This is a genomic window from Pauljensenia sp. 20925_1_34, from assembly GCF_041432775.1.
Lineage (GTDB): Bacteria > Actinomycetota > Actinomycetes > Actinomycetales > Actinomycetaceae > Pauljensenia.
This window is the reverse complement of record NZ_JAPWAG010000017.1, coordinates 30,430-51,989: the sequence shown is the minus strand read 5'-3', so window position 1 is coordinate 51,989 and position 21,560 is coordinate 30,430. Positions and strand designations below refer to the sequence as shown.

Here is a 21,560-nt window from a genome sequence, read left to right as displayed (position 1 = left end):
TACGCGATGTCCTGATCGTGTGCTGCGACGGGTTGACTGGCCTGCCCGAAGCCATCGAAGCGACCTGGCCCCAGTCCATGGTCCAAACCTGCGTCGTTCACTTAATCCGCGCGTCCATGCGTTTCGTGTCCTACAAGGACCGCAAGAGCGTCGCCGCCGCTCTCAAGCGGATCTACAGCGCGCCCAATGAGGAAACCGCCCGAGAGGCGCTCGAAGAGTTTGCGGCCAGCGACCTGGGAGCGCGCTACCCCCAAACGGCCCTGACCTGGCAGCGCGCCTGGCAGCGCTTCACGCCGTTCTTGGCGTTCCCGCCCATGTTGCGCCGCGTTGTGTACACCACCAACGCTATCGAATCGTTGAACTACCAGCTGCGTAAAATCACCAAGAACCGCGGGCATTTCCCCAGCGAAGAAGCCGCCGTCAAACTCTTGTGGCTGGGAATTTGCAACATCGAAGACAAACGCGCCGCCCAGCGCCTCACAGACGCTGGCAAACCCCCCAACAAACGAACAGGACACACCCGCCTCATCCAAGGACACACCACCACCAACTGGAAACAAGCCCTCGCGGGGCTCACCACCGCCTACCCCGACCGAATCACCCCCTACCTCTAACCCCCATACACAGAAAAATTGACAGGCTCCTTCGGCCTGCCTTTGGGCTTGGGCTTGAGGGCCTGCGCGCCGCCCTCACGGTACAGCCTGCACCAATTCTTCAGCGGTGTCGCGCTCGCAATACCAAAGCGCACCATCGCCTCAGTTTTACTCATCCCACCATCAGCCACGGCGCTCGCTGCGGCGACCTTGGTCTCATAGTCGTATCTGGCCTGCTTCACTCCCATGGCAAGAAAACCGTCCTTCCCAATTGCGCGGTACGTCTTCTGCCAGTGTCGCACGGCTTCAGCAGGCACACCCAGCCTCTTGGCGGTCAAACCATAGCCGAACCCCCTCTCAAACAACTCCACCGCCTGCTCCCGAAGCAAACGATCATGCCTCACACGCAGATCCACAGACACGAAAAGCCTCCCATTCCCTGGACTTCAATTTCGATGTCCAAGAAACGGGAGGCAGTTCACCGTCCAGGACGAGACTCCTGGAACGTCCTCCACAGGTGCTCTGCCCACTGAGAACGACAGGAGGACACCGCCATGTTCCGCATCGGACTTGCTATCAGCACCGCAGGCCACGGAGCCCTGCAACGCTTCGGCCCAGCAACATCATCGTCCGCAAGGTCCGCACTCGCCGCGGCATGAAGTACGGACTCCTCGCGATGCTCCTCGCCGTCCCATACCTCCTGATCGCCGCCACTTACACCGGACTGATTGACCAAGGCTGGTCCGGCTGGCTCTACGTCATCGCCGCGATCTGCATCTGGGACGCGTTCAAGATGCTCGTCCTCGGCCCCGCCAGCCTCATCTGGCTCGCCCGATCCCGCCACCAGGAAGATACCGCACGTACGAGAGCCCTCTGTGCCCTCGCGCGAGGAGAGTCCGTCGCGGATGCTGCCGGTGAGGTCCAACATCCGGCCGCATCTACAACCGACTTGGTGAGCCAACACCGTCGGTCGCCGACTTACTCGGGTCGTACTAGCGAACGACCGTGAGCAAGCACCTACCCCCAGGGTGCATCGATGCGCTGGGACGATCAGACGACACCGCCGACTTCAGCCTGTCCGGGCCACAGCACGACGGTCTGCTGGTATCGTGACGTTGAAGGCCGTAAGAGGAGGGTGCAGGAAGATGCCGGAAGAACACGAAGTTCTGACTACCGACGAAGATGCTGCTCTGCTGCGTGTAAGTACCAAGACTGTTCTGTCGTTGGCGCGCGAAGGAACACTGTCAGGAGACAAGGTCGGACGGGCATGGCGCTTCCTGCGAAGCGACGTCCTAGAGCTGGTTCGAGGCGGCTCCGCAGACAAGGTGGGGCCTGAATCTGGTGGCATTACGGAGTTGGGAGGGGGCCTTGATGATTGATATGTCCACGTGGGATGAGGTTGTGGTTGATGTTGTCAACGACCTCCATCTCGACCCCCGGAATGTTCGGCTCGACATTCCAGATGGGGTGCCGGAGTCTGACATCATCCAAGACCTTTTCACCAACGAAAAAGCCCTGAACTTGGTCGAGGGAATTGCGAAGGTCGGGCTCTTGACCCACGAGGTCCCCATCGTTGTAGAGCGTGATGGGCTGTTGATAGTTGTCGAAGGAAACCGCCGAGTCGCAGCCCTGAAGGCCATTCAGAACCCGTATCTTGCGCCCGATCATCAGGCACGTATTAGCAAATTCGCTCAACTTCTGCCTAACCGTGATGCAGTTCGACGCATCACGGTTAAGAAGGCACCATCGCAGGGCGATGCAGACCAGCTCGTTGCTGCCCTGCACACCGGGAATCAGCGTGTCGCATGGACTCCTGCGCGTCAGGCTGCATTTTTTCAAGCCCAGCTGGATGCTGGCAAGACTCCGGATCAACTGATCGACCAGTATCCCACCGTTGACGTCAGGAAGTTCATCACACGCAGCAGGATTCTTGAGTTGTTCCGTCAAGTGACCTACGACGATCCTTCTCTCGGTGACTACGCACGCAAGCGCCGCTTTCCGGTTTCAACTCTTGCCCGCCTCTATGAGAACGATAAGTTCCTTGAACTTGTGGGCATTCGGGTCGAGGCTGGAACTGGTGAGGTTTCCCTTGCTCTAAATGACGTCACTTTCAAGCGGGTCGCGACCAAGATTGTCTGTGACATTCGCGACGGAAAAATCAACACTCGATCGCTAAACAAGGCATCTAGCGACCGCTATGTCGAATACATGGACGAACTCCGAGACCTCCTCAATGAGCGCATCACCGAGGGGGCGGAGCCCGCCGGCAATGGGGCCGCTGGAGCAGGACACTCTGGAAGCCCTGCGGGCGCTCGGGGTCCAGGTGCCCACGCCGAGAGTAGCCACGGAGCTGGGCAGCATCCAGGCAAGGTTTCAAAACAAGAGCGCTATGCCACATCGGATGCTGGAAAGGACAGGGCAAAGCCGTTCCCTAAGAAGCGGAACTACTTGAACCTGGATAATCTCGTTGTCCCTGCGGAATTTCCGGCGTCAATCCACGAAATCGTTAAAGAACTTTCAGCTATCAATATCCAAAGATTCCCGAATGCAACTCAGGATTTACTTCGAACATTTTTGGAAAAGACCATCAAGGCATATGCTGAAATCCTTGGTGAAGACATTCGTAAGGGGTCGAATGAAAGAGGGTTTGTTTTCCTTTCGAACTGCCTCGTCTGGCTCGAAAACCACTTCCGCACTACTGGGAAAACTGCATATATTCAGTCCGTCCAGATAGTCAGGAACTTGAGTGGACGGTATGGTTTCGTTGGGTCCAAAGAACACCTAGACGCGACGAACCATAACCATCAAGTTTTCGCGACAGCTGATGACGTTCGTGAGACTTGGGCGACAATTGAAGGAATCATGAAGGCGGTACTTAAACCATGAGTCCGGCGAGAACATCCCCAAGAACTCCGCGGCGTGTAACTGTATCGCCACTCCGGTATCCCGGTGGCAAGGGGCTCCTGTACTCTCGTCTCCGTCAGATCATCAGGGACAACGATCTGACGTCAAGCACCTACGTCGAGCCATACGCTGGCGGCGCTGGCGCCGCACTTGGTCTCCTCGTTTCAGGTCAGGTCTCAAACATCGCAATCAATGATCTGGACCCCGCCGTGTATGCGTTCTGGCGCGCCGTCGTTGATGAACCCCAAGCGTTCAGCGAGCTTGTGCGCACCGTTGACCTAACGGTGGAGGAGTGGGAGAGGCAACGCGATATCTACGACAACAGTCCTCGCGACGAGCTGCTGTCGCTTGGCTTCGCAACCTTCTACTTGAACCGCACCAACCGCTCCGGTGTTCTCAACGGGGGACCAATCGGGGGCAAAGACCAGACTGGCAACTACAAGATCGATGCTAGGTTCAACCGGGCAACACTGGTGGAGCGCATCCGACTGATCGGCCTTCATGCCAGTCGGATTTTGGTGACCAACCTTGATGGAAGAGACGTTATCAAGCACTACGCTGATGAAGAAAGCGCGTTTATTTACGCTGATCCGCCATACTTTGAAAAAGCCGGGTCGCTCTATATGAACGCATTTGACGCTAGCGACCATGAAGAGCTGGCTAAGTGTCTGAATGAGGTTGACGTCGCACGTTGGGTTCTCACATACGATAATGTTCCCCGGGTTCAGGAGCTATATGGTGGGCGGCGGAGCAGGCTCTTCTCATTGAACTATTCGGCGCATAGGGTTGTGAAAGCGCAGGAAATCATGGTGTTCTCCGATTCACTGAAAATCCCTGAGAGCATTGACATCGAACACGGAGAACTCACCGAGACGAGGGCTTCTAAATTGGTCTCTAAGGAGGTAGAACATGCCGCGGTTAGCTAACGTAAGTCCTGGCCAACTCAAGCTAGACCTGATCAACCCGCGAATTCCCGACGCGACATTCGAAACCCAAGAAGAGGCGCTCCGATATCTGTATTTGCAGGCAGACCTTGGCGAACTAATCCAGTCAATCGGTAACTCTGGGTGGCTCGATTTTGAACCTCTCATCGTGGAAGAGCCAACGAATACCGTCATCGAAGGCAATCGTCGCCTGGCGGCTCTTCGGATTCTGGCGAATCCAGAGCTTCAACAGCAACTCAAGGTAGCCGTGCCTAGCCCTCTGCACGAACGGGCGATCCCAGATGAAATCCAGGTCAATTATGTGGAATCGCGCAAACAAGCTCGTGACTTCATAGGGTTCAAGCATGTCAATGGGGCATTTAAGTGGGACTCGTACGCCAAAGCACGATTCGCATACGAGTGGCTCAAAGACGGTGATAACATTGATGAAGTTAGTCGCAGGCTGGGAGACGGGCACAACACAATTAGTCGACTGGTGAACGGCGTCGTAGTTCTCGAACAAGCCGAGGACGCGAAGCTCTTCAACAAGGAGGAGCGCACCAAGAAGTCTTTCTATTTTTCACACCTCTATACCGCGCTTTCAACCGCGAACGTGCGGAAGTTCATTGGTCTCCCGGAGAACGACAATACAGTGCTCCCAGCAAACCCCGTTCCACGGGATAACAGGGCAAACCTTCGGCACCTCTTGTCGTGGCTCTACGGGCAGGGCGATGATTCGGCAGTGATCCGTAGTCAGAACCCCGATCTGGGACACCTGGTGAACGTCCTTGGAAATGACCGAGCAACGCGCGTTCTGTCCACCACGCGGGATCTCGATAGAGCCTTCGATCTCGTCGAGGACCGAGGTCGGGCGTTTGAGAAGTCGTTTTATAAGCTTGTCACTGCATCAGAGGAAGTCTCGGGCATGATCGGCCGCTACGACCCAAATTCAGAATTGTTAGATGATGCACAATCAGTTCTTCGCGCCATGGATTCGATCGTCCAGGCTATGAAGAAGGCACATACTGACTACGCAGGTCCCGATGAGAGTTAGTGCACCGCTCGACAGCTCAACGCGTGCCGTTCTTGCCGACTGGGTAGAACTCCAAGTGCTGCTCTCGGATGGGCCTATTGCAGAGCAGCAGCTTCTTCGGAGCCAGGCTGTTCAATCAGATCCCGAACATGGTGATGTCTTGTCGAACCTCGACTTGGAGCCCGTGGATGAAGAGATTCTCGAACCCGCTGCTGACGAGCTGTCGCAACGGGTGAACGAGGAACTTACATACCGACAGTCAACCCTTGGTTCCCTGTACCCGTTCGAGATCACTTTCGAGTATGGCAGTTGGATTCTCGGACGACGAGATGCAACAGATGACTCAGAAGAAGCCGCCCACGGAACCTATGTCTGTTGCCTCCTCATCGCAGCAATGCACTCCGAGCTGCTGCCTCTTTCGTCGCGGCACACTCTCTTCATCCGTAGTGCGAAGATCATGCAGATTGTGTCATACCTTACTGCGGCCGAGATCCTCGGCGGGAGCGCTTATTGGTTCGGCTATCCGAGACCCGATCACTCAAACATGCTTACCGCGGTTCAGAACCTTGTAGAAGCAATGGGGCTGGGTGAGGCACCCGTAGAACGCCCGGCCGGTCTTTCGCGAAACGCCAATGACGGCACTGTAGACATCGTCGCTTGGCGTTCATTCAGGGATGGCCAACCGGGCGCTATCGTCGCGTATGGTCAAGTTGCGTCAGGTCGAAATTGGGAAGACAAACCAATTGGCGCTTATGTCAAGGGGCACTTTATTCCCTGGTTCGCGAAGTCGCCGTCTTATCACCACATCGAACTGCTGTTCATCCCCGTACTGCAACACCATAAGCTCCAAGAGTCAGAATCATACGACTTCCGCGCCGAGGCACTCGCTACAGCACGTGTACGCGAAATGGACTTTGGAGTGGTGATAGACCGTCTCCGCCTCACAGAGCTTATGGCCGCCTCGAAGGTCAGTGGACGGTACGACGACGGCGAGTACGCGAGCTACTCCGCTGATGTTAGCTCCTGGGCGATGGGGGCTCTTGCATATGCGGCCGGAGTTGGAACCTGATCGCTGCTCGGAAAAGCGTGAGGTAAGACCGGTGGAACGCGCAGGGCCCAAGGTTGGCATGGGCCCTGCCGACTAACGTGTAGTTGCCCGTACCCATTCCCTACCGTGAACGTCCCTGCGCGTCGCGAATGGGGACACCTGCTCGGATCAGGTAGGCCCGGACTGTTCCGCCGCTGAAACCGAGCCGGGTGCCGACCTTCGCCAGCGACTCCCCTTGGCTATACCGGCGAACCATCTCCAGCACCTGCTCACGTGAAGGTCCCTCGCCCCGGATCGCGACCCCGCGCTCCCGCAACCGAACGGCAAGGCGTTGACGGCTCACACCGAGGTCGTTTGCGATCAGTTGCAGGGTAGTGTTTGCCTCGTATCGACCCTGGGCCTCGTCCAGCATCGCGTCCGTCAACCGTGGGACAGGGCTGAGGAGCTGTACGGGGCGTGGAACTCATCGCTGACCTGGTACGACGTCGGATTCCTTGCTGTTCACAGGCCGCACGCTGCAGCGCTGGGGCAAGGTTCGAACACTATCGCGCTACCTCCACCACAGGCCGACATCCGATTACGGATGTCGGTTTTTTGTTTGCCTGGGCGCGTTCGTGCGGTGCCTGCGATACTGTGTCGCTGATGTACCCGCCCTGGCCCTGCCGCCACCCACCGGCACCGAGGCCGTGCCCTCCGGTCCCTCCGGCGTCCTCCACACCAGTGGCGCTTGGTGTGTGGTTGTGTCGACTGGCTTCGTGTCCACCTCGTATGCGGTACAAAGTTCGCCCTGCTTGGCTTGTTGTTGGCCACAGCGGTACAAAGTTCGCCCTGCACGCGCAAAACGCGCCAAAACGGGCCATTTCGAGTGTGCAGGGCGAGTTTTGTACCGGAAGTGGCATCGCGCGGCTCGCGCAGGGCGAGTTTTGCCGCCGCCTTCGGCGCCGTAACCAGGACCAGAAACACCCAGCGGCACTGCGGCCGTCCCGTCCCGTGCATTGCCGCCCTCCATGCCGACGAAACCGGACGCGTACGCGGATAGGTTATTGCGGTATGGATAGGTTATGAGCATGCGGATAGCTTATTAACCTATCCGCGTGCCGATAACCTATCCGCATCAGGACAACCTATCCGCATGAGCCCAGGTGTGGTCCTCGTGCGCTCGCTGCGCCGTCGGTCGTGGGGGTTTTGCAGCATTAGAAGCTGACTGGAGGTGTGTCGCCGGCGTGTCGGATCTCTAATGATGCAATTCCCCCCGATCAACGGTGTGCAAGCTACGAGTCACGAGGACTGGCGCCCAAACTGCAGACCACCTCGCTGAAAAACGCTGAAAATGGGCTGTTGTGGGCGAGGTTGTCTGCACTTTGGGCACATCGGCAGCTGTTACGGCGTGTTGTTCGCGTGTGAGGCGGAAGTCCTCAGTAGTTCTCCCCGTCGTGCACTCTCACCACTAGATGCATCGACCCCCTATTTCTCTAGGTTCTAGTGGTGGTGTCAGGGAGAGAGCGCCGCAGGTGCGGCAAATCTGTTGGGGCCGCCCGCGCGACGCGCGGGCGGCCCCATAGCAAGTCCACATGGAAGACCTCTGGCACCTCCTAGCGGGTGCCGCCGAGCAGCGGCTACGCCCCGAACCGGCTCCTGTATTTGTCCCACAGAGCGCGCAGCTTCTTACCGTCGGACTCGCGCACGAAGACGTCAAGAGCTGCGGCGGAGCCATTGCCGGTTAGGGCGCTAACGGCCGCCGACGGGGAGGACACTTCCTGGCCGTCGGGCAGCACGATCGTGCCCTCGGGAGAGATGGTCACGACGTAGACGTTGCCGAGGTTGCGCCGACGCCACACGAACGTGTCGCCGGGAGAGATAATGCCGGTCGCGACGACGTCGGCGAGGCGCACCTGGCGCCCGCGTGCGGCCGAGCGCTTATCGACCGCCGCCTCCAGCTCGGAGCTGGACAGGCGAGACAGGTCCACCCCGTCGGAGTCCCGGCGAATGTTCCAGTAGTCCAGGATCATGCGCGTCAGGTAGGTCTGGCGGCCTTCCAGGGCGGAGGCGCTGATCTCGCCCCCGTCGGAGGGAAGCGTGCCGACGGTGAAGGCGCCGACCGTGGGTACCTCGTGGAGCGCGCGAGCCACGGTGTCCCAGTCGGGCGCCTGGTTGACGGTGCGCGACTTGATGGTCGTCAGAACAAGGCCGCCCAGTCGCCTGTTCCACGCGCGCAGGTCAACGTCGGAGCCGATGCCGCGAATCGGAGCCGCCGGGAGCCCCGACAGGACGCCCAGGCTGCGCGGCAGCCGCGTGGGGAAGGCCTCCTGCTCGGCGACCATCGCGTGGTACAGCAGGACCTTGCGGATCGTGGACTGGGGTAGTGGCCGGGAGATTGTCGCGGCCGCCCGATGGCGAATGTCGTCGGAGACGGCGCACGCGGCGTCGGTCGGCTCCCCGTCCTCGAGGGCAGCGATGAACTGGGTGACGATGAGGGCCCGCGAGCCCGGGACGATCCGCGCGGCGACAGCAGTGCCATACACGCGCTCGAGCGACGTCAGCAGCGACACAGTCTCCTCGTCCGAGCGATCCGCGCTCAGAATCGCCATGGCCGCCGGCTTCCAGTCGGAGGACTCGTACAGGCGCAGCAGCTGCAAGGGCGTGGCCGCCGGGTGCCCGACGAGAGGCTCCAGCGTTGCCAGAGAGTACGCGCGAGCGTTGGGAACCACGACCTCGTCAATGAATTGCTCGCCGCTCTTGGACTCGAAGAACGGCGTGAGGACCTGCTCGCCGAACGCGTCAATGAGGGCGCGCTTGGCGGGGGAACGCAGGACGAGGGTGAGCAGATGCCCGAAGAACGCGTCCGGGTTCTCCGTGCCAAGGGAATCGATGCTCTGCTCCCACAGGCTCGCGTAGCGGGGGCGGGCGTCGGCGTCGACGTGGGAGAGCACGCGCGCCTTAAAGATGTCGGCCGCCGACAGGGGGACACCGCGCGTGTTCAGCACCGAGAAGATACGGTGCGCGGCCTGGTAGGAGTCGGTGGACACCTCGATGAGGGAGACCTGCAGCATCAGGTACTGGACGAAATTCTGGATCTCGTCGATCGACAGAACGTCCGGGTCGGCGACCACCTGGAGCATGGCCCGCGCGTTGTCGTGGATGCGACGCACCGACGCCGGGGTCAGGGCACTCGCATCGACGTCGAGCAGCGAGTCGATATTGTCGCCGACAATAAACGTGTCAAAGAAATCACGATCACATTCGCGCACGAGCAGCCGCGGCCGCTCATCCAACCCCTTGATCGTCGATTCGGCGACGCTCAGACGCTTGTTGAGGTCCCCGTGCAGGCCGGACTCGGTGCCCGCCAGGTGACGCAGCAGGGCCAGGAGGATGCAGAGCGTCGTCATGCGCTGCTGGCCGTCGATAATGTCGACGTCGTCGCCGCTAGGGTGACACACGAGCACCACGGAGCCCAGGAAGTAGTCGCCGTCGTCCGTGCGCCACGCGCCGAGCAGGTCGTTGACCAGCGCGATCGCCTGCGGCTCCTCCCACACGTAGGGGCGCTGGAAGTCTGGAATCTGGTACTGGCGGTCGCCGGTCAGCAGGGTATCGAGTGACTTCTGTGTCGTCGTGAGGGTCATGGAGGCCTACATCCTCGTCGGGGGACTTTACTCTAATCGGAAGTATAACGATGTTTATTTGGTATGTGTCTAAGCGGGACGAGGCCTGGGCACCCTCGCTCCTCCGCACGCCCTGTGTGTGGCGGGGCAGGCGATAGCATGGGTGGGTAGGAGGATCGGTTCCCCCGCGGGGCCGACGACACGGAACGGGGAGCGTCGATGGAGACCATGAGAAAGACGGACAGCCGCCGCGGGCGTATCGCCTACGAGGTCGCGGGCTTGGCATGGCTCGCCGAGGCCTCGGACCCGGGCGCGGCCGTCGTGCCCGTTCTTGATCACGGCGCGACGTGGCTCGAGGAGCCGCGCCTGGTGTCCGTCTCGCCAACCCCTCGCGCGGCTGAGGAGTTCGGCCGTGCTCTCGCCCACACGCACGCCGCCGGAGCCAGCCACCTAGGGGCACCCCCGCCCGGATTCGAGGGGGAGGGCTGGATGGGAGAGGCACCACTGTCCTTACCCGAGCGGCCGCGCGCTCGCGGGATCGCCGAGGTTGGTCAAGGCGGCCTGCGACCCGACCGTGCGCGACCGGGCGAGCGCGCCACGGCCTCGTCCTCTCGCGAGTCGTGGGGAGCGTTCTACGCGCATCAGCGCATCGCTCCCTACGTGAGTTCACGCGTTTTCGCTGCCGCCGAGCGTGCGCTCATCGAAAAGCTCTGCGAGCGCCTCGAATCCGGAGAATTCGACCACGACCAGCCGCGCCTCGTAGAAGACGCGAAAAACCGCCACAACAACGTCGGCGCGGCGCGCACCCACGGGGACCTGTGGAGCGGCAACGTCATGTGGACCCCGGGCAGCGCCGTCCTCATCGACCCCGCCGCCCAAGGCGGGCACGCCGAGGAGGACCTGGCGGCCCTCGCGGTCTTCGGCTGCCCGCACCTGGAGCGGATCCTGGCCGCCTACGACGAGGCCTCGCCCCTGGCGGACGGCTGGCGCGAACGCATCGCCCTGCACCAGGCGCACATCATGATGATCCACTGCGCCGTCTTCGGACGCGCCTACGTGCCCGACGCGGTGAGAATCGCCCGTCGGTACGCCTAAGCACGAGGCCGGGGCCAGGCCGCGTCGCGCGACTCAGCCCCGGCCTCGTCCCCGGAAGGCCTCCCGAGGGGGACCTACAGACGCGGGATGTTGCGCATGTTGGAGGTGGCCATCGAGAAAGCCTCAGCGATGCCGCGGTTGAGGACGATCTTGCTCATCGCGGTCGCGAAACCGACGACCTGGCCGCCCGTGATGGCCGGCGGGAGCGAGAGGGCGTTCGGGTCCGTGATGACCTCAACGAGGGCGGGGCCGGGCGCCGCGAACGCCTCGCGGTAGGCGCCCTCCAGGCGCGATGCGTCCTCGACGCGCTCCGCGTGGAAACCAATTGCGCGGGCAATGTCCGCGTAATTCGTGTCCGGGACGTCCGTCTGGAAGTCCGGCAGGCCGTTGACCAGCATCTCCAGCTTCACCATGCCCAGCGTCGAATTGTTGAAGACGACCACCTTGACCGGCAGGTCGTACATCTTCGCGGTGATGAGCTCGCCGAGAAGCATCGAGAGCCCGCCGTCGCCCGACACAGACACGACCTGGCGACTCGGGTAGGCGACCTGAGCGCCCAGGGCCATCGGCAGGGCGTTCGCCATCGATCCGTGCAGCAGGGAGCCGATGAGGCGGCGCGTGCCGAGCGGATCAATGTAGCGGGCGGTCCACACGTTGCACATGCCCGTGTCCGCGGTGAAAATCGCGTCCTTCGCGGCCGTCTCATTGAGGAGGTGGGCAGCATACTCGGGGTGGATCGGACGCATCTTCTCCACGTTGCGCGTGTAGGCACCCACGGGTGCATGCATGATTTCCGAGTGCTTCTTGATCTTGGCTTTCAGGAAGGAATCCGTGCGGCCGGCGCGCAGGTGGGGGAGCAGGGCCTCGATGAAGGGCTTGACCTGTGCGTGGATCGCGAGGCCGACGTCCGTGCGGCGGCCCAGCTTCTCTGCGTGCGTGTCCACCTGGATCGTTGGGGTGGACGGCAGGAATTGGTCGTAGGGGAAGTCGGTGCCCAGCAGGATCAGCACGTCGGCGTCGTTCATGCCCTCAGCTGCTGCGCCGTAGCCCAGAAGGCCCGTCATGCCCACGTCGAAGGGGTTGTCATACTGGATGAAGTGCTTGCCGCGCAGCGAGTGGCCGATCGGCGCCTTGAGCGCATCCGCCAGGGCGATGACCTCGTCGTGGGCACCCTCAACACCAGCGCCGGCGAAGATAGCGACCTTGTCGGCCTTGTTCAAGAGCGCCGCGGCCTCTTCAATATCGGTGGCGTTGGGAGCAAGCGTCGCGGGGCGCGCGGGCGCGTAGGTGGGAACGTGCTCAACGGCCTTGAGGTCAGAGATGTCGCCGGGCAATGTGATGACCGAGACGCCGCCCAAGCCGACCGCGTGGCGGATCGCCGAGTTGACCGTGCGCGGCGACTGCGCCGCGGAGGAAATGAGCTCGTTGTAGACCGAGCACTCCTCGAAAATGCGGTCCGGGTGAGTCTCCTGGAAGTAGGTGGAGCCGATCTGGACGCTCGGGATGTGCGAGGCAATGGCCAGGACAGGCGCGCCCGTGCGGTTCGCGTCGTACAGGCCGTTGATGAGGTGCAGGTTGCCCGGGCCGCATGAACCCGCGCACACGGCGAGCTTGCCAGTCAGCTGAGCCTCGGCCGAAGCAGCGAACGCCGCCGCCTCCTCGTGGCGCACGTGGATCCAGTCGATGCCGCCCTTCGTCGAGCCGCCGGTTTTGCGCACGGCGTCGACGATGGGGTTGAGCGAATCGCCGACAATGCCGTAGATCCGGTGTACCCCTGCATCGACAAGCTGGTTCACGATCTGTTCCGCTACGTTCATGCCATCTCCTTAAATTGATTGGCTGCGGCCTTGTAAAACCACCATAGGCATGACTAAGGTCCTATGTCGCTGTGACGTGACCTACGGATCAGGGAGGGTGTCGGTGGAAGGGTAGCGTCTTCCTCCGCTAAGATGGCCACGCCCCAATAGCTCAGTCGGTCAGAGCAGCGGACTCATAATCCGTGGGTCGTCGGTTCAAGCCCGACTTGGGGCACAGATGTATCAGTAGCGTCCCACATGGTGGTGTCACCGTGTGGTGGTCGGCTCGTTGCTTGTTATGGGTGCGGTCACCGTGTGATCCTTCGAGAAAGCTCTCTACTTCTGACTCGAAATGATGTGGAGGCACAACGATGACCGCTCCTCATCTTATCGACCCTGCTGGCTCGCTTGGCGAGGCGTTATCCCAGGCATCCCCGGATTTGATGCGTTCCCTGCTCCAGCACGTCATTAGCGCGCTGCTCTCAGTGGAGGCTGACACGGTGTGCGGGGCCCAGTGGGGTCAACAAGACCCGCAGCGTCACACCAGGCGCAACGGGTATCGCTACCGGCCCCTGGACACCAGGGTCGGCACCATTGACGTGGCGATCCCCAAGCTGCGCTCAGGCACCTACTTTCCAGAGTGGTCGCCCACTGCTACCTAGCAGGAGTGTCTACGTGCCGTATGGACAAGCTTGTCAAAACCCTGGGGATCACAGGACTGTCGAAGTCTTAGGTCTCACGTATGGCCCCCGACCTGGACGAACATGTGGACGAGTTCCGTCATCGCCCCCTCGATGACGCTGGGCCTTTCACGTTCGTTGCCGCTGAGGCACTGACCATGAAGGTGCGCGAAGGAGGGCGCGTCGTCTCGTGCGCGGTCCTGGTTGCCACCGGAGTCAACAATGACGGACACTGCGAAGTGCTGGGGGTGCGCGTATCCACCAGTGAGACCGGCCCGGCCTGGAAGGAGTTCTTCGCTGACCTGGTCGCCCGAGGTCTCACCGGCGTGCGCCTGGTGACCAGTGACGCCCATCTGGGCCTGGTTGAGGCCATCGCAGCGAACCTGCCTGGAGCCGCCTGGCAACGGTGCCGCACCCACTACGCCGCTCATCTCATGTCAGTCACCCCCAAAGCGCTATGGCCCGCTGTCAAAGCGATGCTGCACTCGGTGTACGACCAGTCCGACGCCGCATCAGTCAACGCCCAATACGACCGGCTCTTGGACTACGTCCACGACAAGCTCCCCGCCGCCTGGGATCACCTCGATCAAGCCAGGGCAGACATCCTCGCGTTCACGTCCTTCCCCACCGGGGTATGGACCCAGATCTGGTCCAACAACCCCAATGAACGCCTCAACCGCGAAATCCGCCGACGCACCGACACCGTAGGCATCTTCCCCAACCGCCAAGCCATCATCGGCCTGGTCGGAGCCGTCCTCGCCGAACAAAACGACGAATGGGCCGAAGGCTGACGCTACCTCAGCCTCGACATCCTCACCACATCACGACTCACACCACAACCCACCCAACAGGAGGACACCACACTCAAACTCACCGCATAACCCAACCCGAAGGACACAAAACGATTACACCACTCCACAGGACTTGACCCGTGACGTTCGTGCGTGGGGGTGTGGTGTTGTCGTATGCGCCTTCTCCGGTCCCTGAGCTTCCCGCTGCTGATGGGCCTGTTGATTCTGATCTGACCTGATACGGACGGAAGGACCTGACGCGATTCGTTCGTGTCAGGCCCTCCTTCTTCTTTCTTCTCTTGTGTGGTGTCGTGTTGTCTCATGATGGGTGCCGCGTGTGAAGGGGTGGGCGTAGATGCGTATGGTGGGTGAAAGAATTTGGGCGCGCACGCAGACGTGAAAGGAGGGGCGTGGCGTCGGTTAATCATATAGATTGAAGGAAAACACTCCATCTAATAGTTGGTTAATAAGGGTGTGGGTGTTAGGGCTGGCCGCCGTGACTTGCCTGCATAACGAGGGAAGGATAGAAGAGAGTGATTCCCACGGTTGAACAGGTGCCCACTGGTCGTGTGGGTGATATGGGGCAGGTGTGGTTGGAGGGCGCGTGTGCGCGCACGGTTCCCATTCCCTATGACGCTCATATTGATGCGCGTGACATGTCGCGTTACAGCGATCTTGCGCCCGCGACGCGGGCTGCTGGCATCCGGTTGGGTGCGGCCATTATGGATACCTATCGATCCATCAACAACAAGTAGCTAGGAGAAGAGGTATGAATCTCTACCCGTTTGTGTTCCCCATCGATGATGCTCAGTCTGGTGTGACGAATCCGTTTGGGCAGACCTCACCTAACGTGGGGTTCTGGGGGACTGTGGCCAGTAATAAGGCGTATGCGGCTCTGGGTGGTATCGCCACGGTTTTCGGTGCTGCTGCGGGCTTGTTCGCCTAAAAGAGAATGGGGGTGGGTGAGCGATGAACAAGAAGAAGGTACTCCTGATTGGTCTTGTCTTGGTGAATGTCCTGCTTGTCAGTGTGCTTGTGGGTGTGCTGGCGAGAGGGGGCAGCAGGGGTGGGGATCCCACTCCCGCGGCGTCGTCTGCGCCGTCGACGCCGGTGAATACGTCCATGGATGATGTCGTGGCGGGCACCGGCGCCATCGCCACGAGCCAGACGCCCGGCTTTGAAGGAGTAGGTACACGATTCCCAGCAACGTGTGTAGGCGCCATCCAAGCCAGCGCAGAGTGGAGCCAAAAAGTCTTTGGTTCCACCGAACGACGAGACGTCATGCTTGCAAATAATTCACAAGAGATGCTTAGTTTCTTGGATGAGATTGGAGTGGTGCCGGGTGTCCTCAGGCTCCAATCAACGGTAGGTGAAGATTTTTTCGGTGACATGTTTTCCGGGAAAGATCGTGAAGGTAACTACCCTGTTGTGTCTCCGCGTGTGGAGGCTGGGGTTGTGCAGGTGATTAAGTGTGATCCTGACTCTGACTATAAGACGGCTGTTGTTCGAGTCGCAATGCCCGTGGATAACCCGGTTGGTGAGGCAGTGGGGAATGCGCATGTTGAGTTTGGGTGGCTTGTGCGTACCTACGAGCTTCAGGTGGTGGATGGGTCGTGGCGGCTGGTGCATTTGCTGGATCCGCGTGATCAGACGAACTATCAGCAGATGATGAATGCAAGCGGGAACATAGATCTTGATAAGGAGCTTCCCGTGTTGATTCAGCGTCCTGTGACTGATGAGGCGAGACAGATTGTGTCTCGAACATTGTTTCTTTCTCAGAATGTGCATTACTTCCAGAATAAGAATGGTGAGTGGGGACAGGCGTCATGATGGCTAGCCTGGTGTCGTGTGGTCGGCGACTGTGGAGGCGTGCCGCACGGGTGTTTGTCGCTGTTGTGGTGGCTGTGGGTGTGTGCGTGGTGCGTGTGCATGTGGCGTTCGCTGATCATCCGGCCCCTGGACACCAGGGTCGGCACCATTGACGTGGCGATCCCCAAGCTGCGCTCAGGCACCTACTTTCCAGAGTGGTCGCCCACTGCTATCTAGCAGGAGTATCCAAAAGCCGTCACCAGGAACGGCAGTGGCGCTGACTCCTGGCGCTATCTTCTGCTCTTGGAAGTCCAACGTCTGAACACATGCGGCGGGGCAGACTAAGCGCTGCCACCCGCCGTATCCTCATCATCCGCTTCATCGCACGCTAAGCTAGACATGCGAGCGGGTCGCCAGATCGCAAGCACGAGAGGAGAGAGGCATGAGTGGGCGCATCACATACCGCGACACAAAACCCTTTTGTGTTCCCGCATCGCTCGATGAGCTCACGGGTCCATCCACGGGCATCGTGCACCTCCCTGTGCGTTTGAGTTGGGCACCAGGAGATGGCTGCTTTAACGTCGACGACGCCGGCGAACGAACGACGGTCTACCAATGCGTTATCGGCGAGGGCAGTGTGGAAGACCAACGCCGCTACCTCAACCGCGACATCCTCACCGACATATGGCCGACACTGCGCCTTGACCTTGCGATCACAGCCGCATGGGAAAATCGCTTCACAGTCCTGTGTGGGAGGAATAAATGGCTCTCTCTGTACAACAGTCGCAACGTCAGCTAATCGCATGTGCGCTCGAGGTCCTCGCAGACGCGGACTTCGCTCTCGCGGGCTCAGGTGCAATCCGTGAACACGGGATGACGCAGCGCCCCACCAACGACATTGACCTCTTCACGGTCATGCACGCCGCCACGCGGTTCCCCAACGCAGTAGACAGCCTCACTGAGCACCTCGCTGCCCACAACTACGACGTCACCGTCGAACGCGCAACCCCCTCTTTCGCCCAGCTCTCCGTCACTCCACCAGACGGGGCACCACTCAGCGTTGATCTCGCCATCGACTGGCGCGCCCACACACCCGTCCGTCTCGACATCGGGCCCGTCCTTGACCTTGCTGACGCCGTCGGCAACAAACTCAGCGCCCTGTACTCCAGGAGCTACCCACGCGACTACCTCGACGTCGATGCGATCCGCTCCACCCGAACAATCACCGATGCGCGCCTCATCGAACTCCTGCAGGAACGCGATGCAGGCTTTGACGAAGCATTCTTCGCAGAGTGTCTGCGCGGAGCAAGCGACATCAGCCTGACACAAGTTGCGGCCTACGGCATTAACGGCCCACAGCTCCACGCGCTCCAACAGCGTTTCCGCGCCTGGGCCGACGACATCGACAATCATCGCAACGAATAGCCCCGAGGAATGCGCGACGTTCTCCGAGCAATCCCTCCGCCGACACTGCCGCCCATGCGCGCCGCGCACCCGTTGCTACCGACCACTCCCAGCCCAATCCCCGTGCATCCGCAACGCGGGCGGGGACCCGCCCTCCAAGTGCCCCGAGCTCGCGCTCCTGCCTGCGCCGGGCGAGTGCGCGCGTCACCGTCGTCCGATGCGCCCCCAAGGTCGATGCGATCTGCTCATGCGTCATTCCCGCCCGAAACATCGCTTCGGCCGCTTACAAGTGATCCCCAGTCACCCTCGGCCGACGCCCGCCAACACGCCCCTCAGCTCGAGCATGCGCAAGCCCCCCTGCGCGTATTCTCCCGGATCGTCGACATCCGCAGTTGGGCCAAGACGGCCATGATCCCAATAGTCGCCTCACCCATCGGCGTGGACGCATCCACGTCAAGGAACGGCTCAGTCAATGAGCGGAGCCGCAACCCACGCTTGCCCAGATCCCGAATTACCTCGATAGCGATTCTCTTCGAGCCTGCCAACCGATCCAACGCACGGACAACAAGAACAACACCCTCACGCAGATGCTCCACACGCTCGAGGCAAGCCAGGAGTCAATGTTCTGAGCGAGCTCGCACATGTACAGGCCCTGCGAATAGATCGAATCAGCCCCGTTGGTAATGTCAGCTCGCCCATCTCCATCCCCATCATGCCCATGGGTGGCCCACGTGGCCGGCATGAACTGAGCAATCCCTCGAACCCCGGCCGAGCTCGTAATCTGTGGATCCCATGTATGTGCCGACTCATGGTCAGCCTGTGCAGCGATCAGCGACGGTGACACGACATCGCACGCTTGGCCAGCGCGCCACACCACATCCTGGTATTCCTCAGGCACCCCCGACACTCGTCCGCTCCCACCTCGAGCGTTCCCAGCTGGCGCATTCGGCTCACTGAGCATCGCAAGAGGCATCAGAGCCGCGCCAGGAAGCGCAAAAAGCGCGACAATAGAGAACCCCAGCCCCTTCTTCAGAGTTCCCTGCCTCGATGAGTCTGCGCCTTGGCCGCAGGAGCGGACACATGGACCTGAGCTCCTCGAGCAGTCAGGCGCGCCGGCGTAGCGGTATCAACAATCGCGCGAATCCGATCAGGGCGAAAACCCGCACTCCTTGACGTGCCATCGTCAAGGATCGGTGCCTGCAACAGCCCGTCACTGCGCAGCTGCTCAACGAGATACGGGCGCCCACTGAGGTCAATCACCTCATAGGTGAGACCAGCGCGATCCAACGCCTGGCGCGTGAGATGACACGACGGGCAATTGGGGGTCGTATAGATCGTGAGCGTCGGGGCATCTGGGGTAGGGTTCATAACTCCTCCTTCCCCCTCCCCGTAACCGCGTGAACGCACACGCCCCCTTCCGCGTGGCCACGCCAATGTGGCATACTGAAGGGGAGTCGAACAGCGTCACCTGTCCGACTCCCCGGGTATCCGGGCTGGTCTCAGCGCCCGATGAGAGCGCTGAGCAGGAATGCAATCGCCCAGATCAGCTGCGGCAGTGTCGTTACCACTGCTACAGCGATCTGGGCTTTCTGCTTCCCATCCAGACCCAGCCGCCTCACTCGAGACGGCCGATGGCCTTTCGTCATCACCCAGTCACCTCCTCTCGTCGGTGTCAACTCCCCGGCAGGAATACTGCTGGTCCGGGGTTGACGCCGCGGAGGCCCCCCAATTCTCTCACGCACACACATCAACAGCACTAACGCTGCATCCCATTGCTGGCAGTGCTGGAAATACCGGCATTGCCGGTGTTCAACTTGGGGTGTTGGAGCCACCTGTGTGGGCCACGTCAACTGCCTTGCTTGAAAACTAAGCCTACCGTCGCCCCTTGGGGATCCTGTCCGCGGCAAGCGGCTTATACCTGCGCCCACGCTTCTTTTCTGCCGGAGTGAGTGCGGCTGTCATTGCCTCGACGACCCACGCCTCGAAAGAGGCAGGTCCACCCTCGAGCACGCCGTCGATGTACGCAGCGCGACATCTGCCCGCCAGACTCTCACCGACACGAGCGGTGACCTTGACGATTCGGTTCAAGCCCGACTTGGGGCACCACCAACCCAGCCTGGGAGCCGCCCGTCGCTCGATTCATGCTCTTCCCCCTTGAGGAATCGTGCGCTGAAAATACAGTGAGCCTCCGTCAAGCGGCTCAAGGTAAGGCTTGTTCTTGTTGCGTCCTGTGATCGTGCCGCACGCGATGACCATCCATTCAGACGGATTGATTTGTGCTTGTTCAATGCGGGTGCGCAGCTGCGCGTAGCGGTCCGGGCCGATCATGATCGTCACTTTGGTCGGACCGCCGTTTGATCGACGCAGTCTGATGAAATGTGTGTTCCAGGCGCTTCCTGCGCTGATGTTCAGAATGTGGCCGAAGGCTATGACGATGTGTCCCTTGTAAGGGGCGTTAATGAGTCGGTCGGCGCAGTAAAACAACTGGCGTGCAGTCTTTTGCACGTCCCCCAGTTTCACGGTGTCATCGTCATTAATGATGCCGCGTGCGTAGTCCAAGACGGCTTTGCGCACCCCACACTGGAAGGTGAGTGGCCGGTCTCCAGCCACTGTTGATGGGGATCGACGATAACCGAGAGGCGGATCAACACTGTGCGTGCTTCCCTGAACTGTCCGAGCTGCCGCACTCTGGGGGCGTCGAAGTGTGATGTGCACAAGCTGATCAGGGCCGCGGGGTGACTCCTGCCCTTTGTGTTCATCAGTATGAATGGCTGCCTCCGGGGAATCGACGCGAGTGGCCCCTTCGGTACATCCGTCAATGTGGTTGTCGATGCGGCCGACACGGAAATAAGGGTGCTTGTGCTCCGATGACAGGGCGGCCGGGGTGACGGGAGCTGTGCAGGGTGGTGGAGGGCGGCTGTAGTCGCACGTGAGAGCCGCGCCCGCCGCGCGTGCCGGGAGAATCGACCACGGCCTCGTCGATGGTGATAGCCACGGATAGACCCTTGCGGTGTTGTTGATCCCCGTGTGGGGAGGAGCGAGCATATGTATATCTAGGTGCGTATATATCTACCTGAGGCTATCCTGGCTGTGTGACAGCTGAGTGGACGGTTATCGTCTCGCGCGAGGTTCGCCAGTGGTTTGATCAGCAAGCCCAGGCGGATCAGATCATTGTGCGCAAGGTGATCGGCGTGTCATTACGTTGACCACCTTTTCTAAGACTCGCAACAACGAGCGTCGACAAGTGCAGCGTGCGCGTGACGCTCAGAAAGACTATGAGCGGAGGAACGGCTCATGAGCTACGAAATTCCCGATGGTTTCTATGACTTTGACGAGGTGGTGCGCGAAGCACGTGCCACATACACGCCCGAGGAACTGGCGCGGGAATGTGAGTTGGAGGAGCGCGCTGAGGAACAGCTTGAACTTGCTGAACTCGTCTACGCTATGCGTACGGGTGCTGGCATGACCCAGCGTGAACTTGCGGAAAAAGCAGGTAGCTCTCAGCCATTTATCTCGGCTGTTGAACGAGGTGCACGCATCCCGACCTACAACACTGTCCTCAAATTTGCGCGTGCGACCGGGAATCGTCTCCACATTACTGCGCAGCCGCTCTGATCGGGGGTTGCGTGGTTGTCCAGCCTGTCTCGCGTGGTGGCGACACCTGCTGTCGGTGACTAATATGGTGACCCGCTGGGCGCGCCTCGAGCTCGGCAGGCCGACGCCCAGGTCCCTTTCGTGGGTCGTCGGTTCAAGCCCGACTTGGGGCACCACCACCCCAGCCTGGGAGCCGCCCGTCGCGCCTGACGGAGAAACCGGCCACGGCCTCGTCCGTGAACCCCTGCACATAACACATTCAGCCTTGACTCGCGATGCGACTCACGGTAA

21 protein-coding genes, 1 tRNA gene and 2 pseudogenes are annotated in these 21,560 nt (G+C 60.6%); 17 read left to right on the top strand and 7 right to left on the bottom strand.

From position 1 onward, the window contains the following. Positions 1-614, top strand: a 614-nt coding sequence (locus tag O3669_RS07590; RefSeq protein ID WP_371524245.1) for a transposase, incomplete at its 5' end; no start/stop codon positions are given. Here O3669_RS07590 and O3669_RS07585 read toward each other — a convergent pair. After that, positions 611-1,015, bottom strand: a complete 405-nt coding sequence (locus tag O3669_RS07585) for a transposase (RefSeq protein ID WP_371524244.1) — start codon at positions 1,013-1,015, stop codon at positions 611-613. The two genes, O3669_RS07590 and O3669_RS07585, sit on opposite strands and share 4 nt — an antisense overlap. A 233-nt stretch (positions 1,016-1,248) precedes the next feature. Here O3669_RS07585 and O3669_RS07580 point away from each other — a divergent pair, with 233 nt between their 5' ends. The 6 genes from O3669_RS07580 to O3669_RS07555 all read left to right on the top strand — a co-directional run bounded on the left by O3669_RS07580 (position 1,249) and on the right by O3669_RS07555 (position 6,522). Continuing rightward, entirely contained in the window at positions 1,249-1,602 is a 354-nt protein-coding gene (locus O3669_RS07580) for a hypothetical protein (protein WP_371524242.1), read from the top strand. Positions 1,603-1,738: 136 nt separating this feature from the next. After that, complete coding sequence (locus tag O3669_RS07575) at positions 1,739-1,972, top strand: helix-turn-helix domain-containing protein (RefSeq protein ID WP_082160670.1); 234 nt, start codon at positions 1,739-1,741, stop codon at positions 1,970-1,972. Then, the gene (locus O3669_RS07570) at positions 1,965-3,479 is read left to right on the top strand and encodes a hypothetical protein (RefSeq protein ID WP_371524241.1); all 1,515 of its coding nucleotides are present in this window, start codon (positions 1,965-1,967) and stop codon (positions 3,477-3,479) included. Before O3669_RS07575 ends, O3669_RS07570 begins: the two co-directional genes overlap by 8 nt. Beyond that, positions 3,476-4,423, top strand: a complete 948-nt coding sequence (locus O3669_RS07565; RefSeq protein ID WP_371524240.1) for a DNA adenine methylase — start codon at positions 3,476-3,478, stop codon at positions 4,421-4,423. The genes O3669_RS07570 and O3669_RS07565 overlap by 4 nt, the downstream gene beginning before the upstream one ends. Further along, a complete protein-coding gene (locus tag O3669_RS07560; RefSeq protein WP_371524239.1) occupies positions 4,407-5,474 on the top strand; it encodes a hypothetical protein in 1,068 nt (355 codons plus the stop codon). The genes O3669_RS07565 and O3669_RS07560 overlap by 17 nt, the downstream gene beginning before the upstream one ends. Continuing rightward, positions 5,464-6,522, top strand: coding sequence for a hypothetical protein (locus O3669_RS07555; protein WP_371524238.1), 1,059 nt, complete (start codon positions 5,464-5,466; stop codon positions 6,520-6,522). The genes O3669_RS07560 and O3669_RS07555 overlap by 11 nt, the downstream gene beginning before the upstream one ends. Positions 6,523-8,117: 1,595 nt before the next feature. Here O3669_RS07555 and O3669_RS07550 read toward each other — a convergent pair. Beyond that, the gene (locus O3669_RS07550; protein ID WP_371524237.1) at positions 8,118-10,121 is read right to left on the bottom strand and encodes a DUF262 domain-containing protein; all 2,004 of its coding nucleotides are present in this window, start codon (positions 10,119-10,121) and stop codon (positions 8,118-8,120) included. 198 nt (positions 10,122-10,319) lie between these two features. Here O3669_RS07550 and O3669_RS07545 point away from each other — a divergent pair, with 198 nt between their 5' ends. Continuing rightward, the gene (locus O3669_RS07545; RefSeq protein ID WP_371524236.1) at positions 10,320-11,195 is read left to right on the top strand and encodes a fructosamine kinase family protein; all 876 of its coding nucleotides are present in this window, start codon (positions 10,320-10,322) and stop codon (positions 11,193-11,195) included. 74 nt (positions 11,196-11,269) lie between these two features. Here O3669_RS07545 and O3669_RS07540 read toward each other — a convergent pair whose 3' ends face one another. Then, complete coding sequence (locus tag O3669_RS07540; RefSeq protein ID WP_371524235.1) at positions 11,270-13,012, bottom strand: pyruvate dehydrogenase; 1,743 nt, start codon at positions 13,010-13,012, stop codon at positions 11,270-11,272. 140 nt (positions 13,013-13,152) lie between these two features. Between O3669_RS07540 and O3669_RS07535 the strand changes: the two genes are divergently transcribed. The 8 genes and pseudogenes from O3669_RS07535 to O3669_RS07500 all read left to right on the top strand — a co-directional run bounded on the left by O3669_RS07535 (position 13,153) and on the right by O3669_RS07500 (position 17,696). After that, positions 13,153-13,226 (top strand) — tRNA-Ile (locus O3669_RS07535). Between the two features lie 136 nt (positions 13,227-13,362). After that, positions 13,363-14,552, top strand: a pseudogene (locus O3669_RS07530) (IS256 family transposase). 443 nt (positions 14,553-14,995) lie between these two features. Beyond that, positions 14,996-15,217 carry a hypothetical protein gene (locus O3669_RS07525; protein ID WP_371524234.1) on the top strand — a complete coding sequence of 74 codons (222 nt, stop codon included), beginning with the start codon at positions 14,996-14,998 and terminating at the stop codon, positions 15,215-15,217. Positions 15,218-15,231: 14 nt separating this feature from the next. Further along, complete coding sequence (locus O3669_RS07520; protein WP_371524233.1) at positions 15,232-15,408, top strand: hypothetical protein; 177 nt, start codon at positions 15,232-15,234, stop codon at positions 15,406-15,408. Between the two features lie 23 nt (positions 15,409-15,431). Continuing rightward, entirely contained in the window at positions 15,432-16,292 is an 861-nt protein-coding gene (locus O3669_RS07515; protein WP_371524232.1) for a hypothetical protein, read from the top strand. 120 nt (positions 16,293-16,412) lie between these two features. Next, a pseudogene (locus O3669_RS07510) lies at positions 16,413-16,490 on the top strand (transposase); the annotation flags it as partial. A 223-nt stretch (positions 16,491-16,713) separates the two neighbouring features. Then, positions 16,714-17,070: a transcriptional regulator gene (locus O3669_RS07505; RefSeq protein ID WP_371524231.1), complete on the top strand. Its 357-nt coding sequence runs from the start codon at positions 16,714-16,716 to the stop codon at positions 17,068-17,070. Further along, on the top strand, positions 17,034-17,696 hold the full coding sequence (locus O3669_RS07500; protein WP_371524230.1) for a nucleotidyl transferase AbiEii/AbiGii toxin family protein: 663 nt from the start codon (positions 17,034-17,036) through the stop codon (positions 17,694-17,696). The genes O3669_RS07505 and O3669_RS07500 overlap by 37 nt, the downstream gene beginning before the upstream one ends. Before the next feature lie 311 nt (positions 17,697-18,007). Here the strand turns inward: O3669_RS07500 and O3669_RS07495 are convergent, their stop codons facing one another. The 4 genes from O3669_RS07495 to O3669_RS07480 all read right to left on the bottom strand — a co-directional run bounded on the left by O3669_RS07495 (position 18,008) and on the right by O3669_RS07480 (position 20,234). Continuing rightward, positions 18,008-18,271 (bottom strand): recombinase family protein, encoded by a 264-nt coding sequence (locus tag O3669_RS07495; protein WP_371524229.1) that lies wholly within the window; start codon positions 18,269-18,271, stop codon positions 18,008-18,010. Beyond that, positions 18,187-18,636: a lytic transglycosylase domain-containing protein gene (locus tag O3669_RS07490; protein WP_295919125.1), complete on the bottom strand. Its 450-nt coding sequence runs from the start codon at positions 18,634-18,636 to the stop codon at positions 18,187-18,189. The genes O3669_RS07495 and O3669_RS07490 overlap by 85 nt, the downstream gene beginning before the upstream one ends. Positions 18,637-18,704: 68 nt before the next feature. Further along, on the bottom strand, positions 18,705-19,043 hold the full coding sequence (locus tag O3669_RS07485) for a glutaredoxin domain-containing protein (RefSeq protein WP_371524228.1): 339 nt from the start codon (positions 19,041-19,043) through the stop codon (positions 18,705-18,707). Between the two features lie 771 nt (positions 19,044-19,814). After that, positions 19,815-20,234 (bottom strand): hypothetical protein, encoded by a 420-nt coding sequence (locus O3669_RS07480; RefSeq protein WP_371524227.1) that lies wholly within the window; start codon positions 20,232-20,234, stop codon positions 19,815-19,817. A 735-nt stretch (positions 20,235-20,969) separates the two neighbouring features. Here O3669_RS07480 and O3669_RS07475 point away from each other — a divergent pair. Continuing rightward, the gene (locus O3669_RS07475; RefSeq protein WP_371524226.1) at positions 20,970-21,290 is read left to right on the top strand and encodes a helix-turn-helix domain-containing protein; all 321 of its coding nucleotides are present in this window, start codon (positions 20,970-20,972) and stop codon (positions 21,288-21,290) included. Positions 21,291-21,560 lie beyond the last annotated feature (270 nt).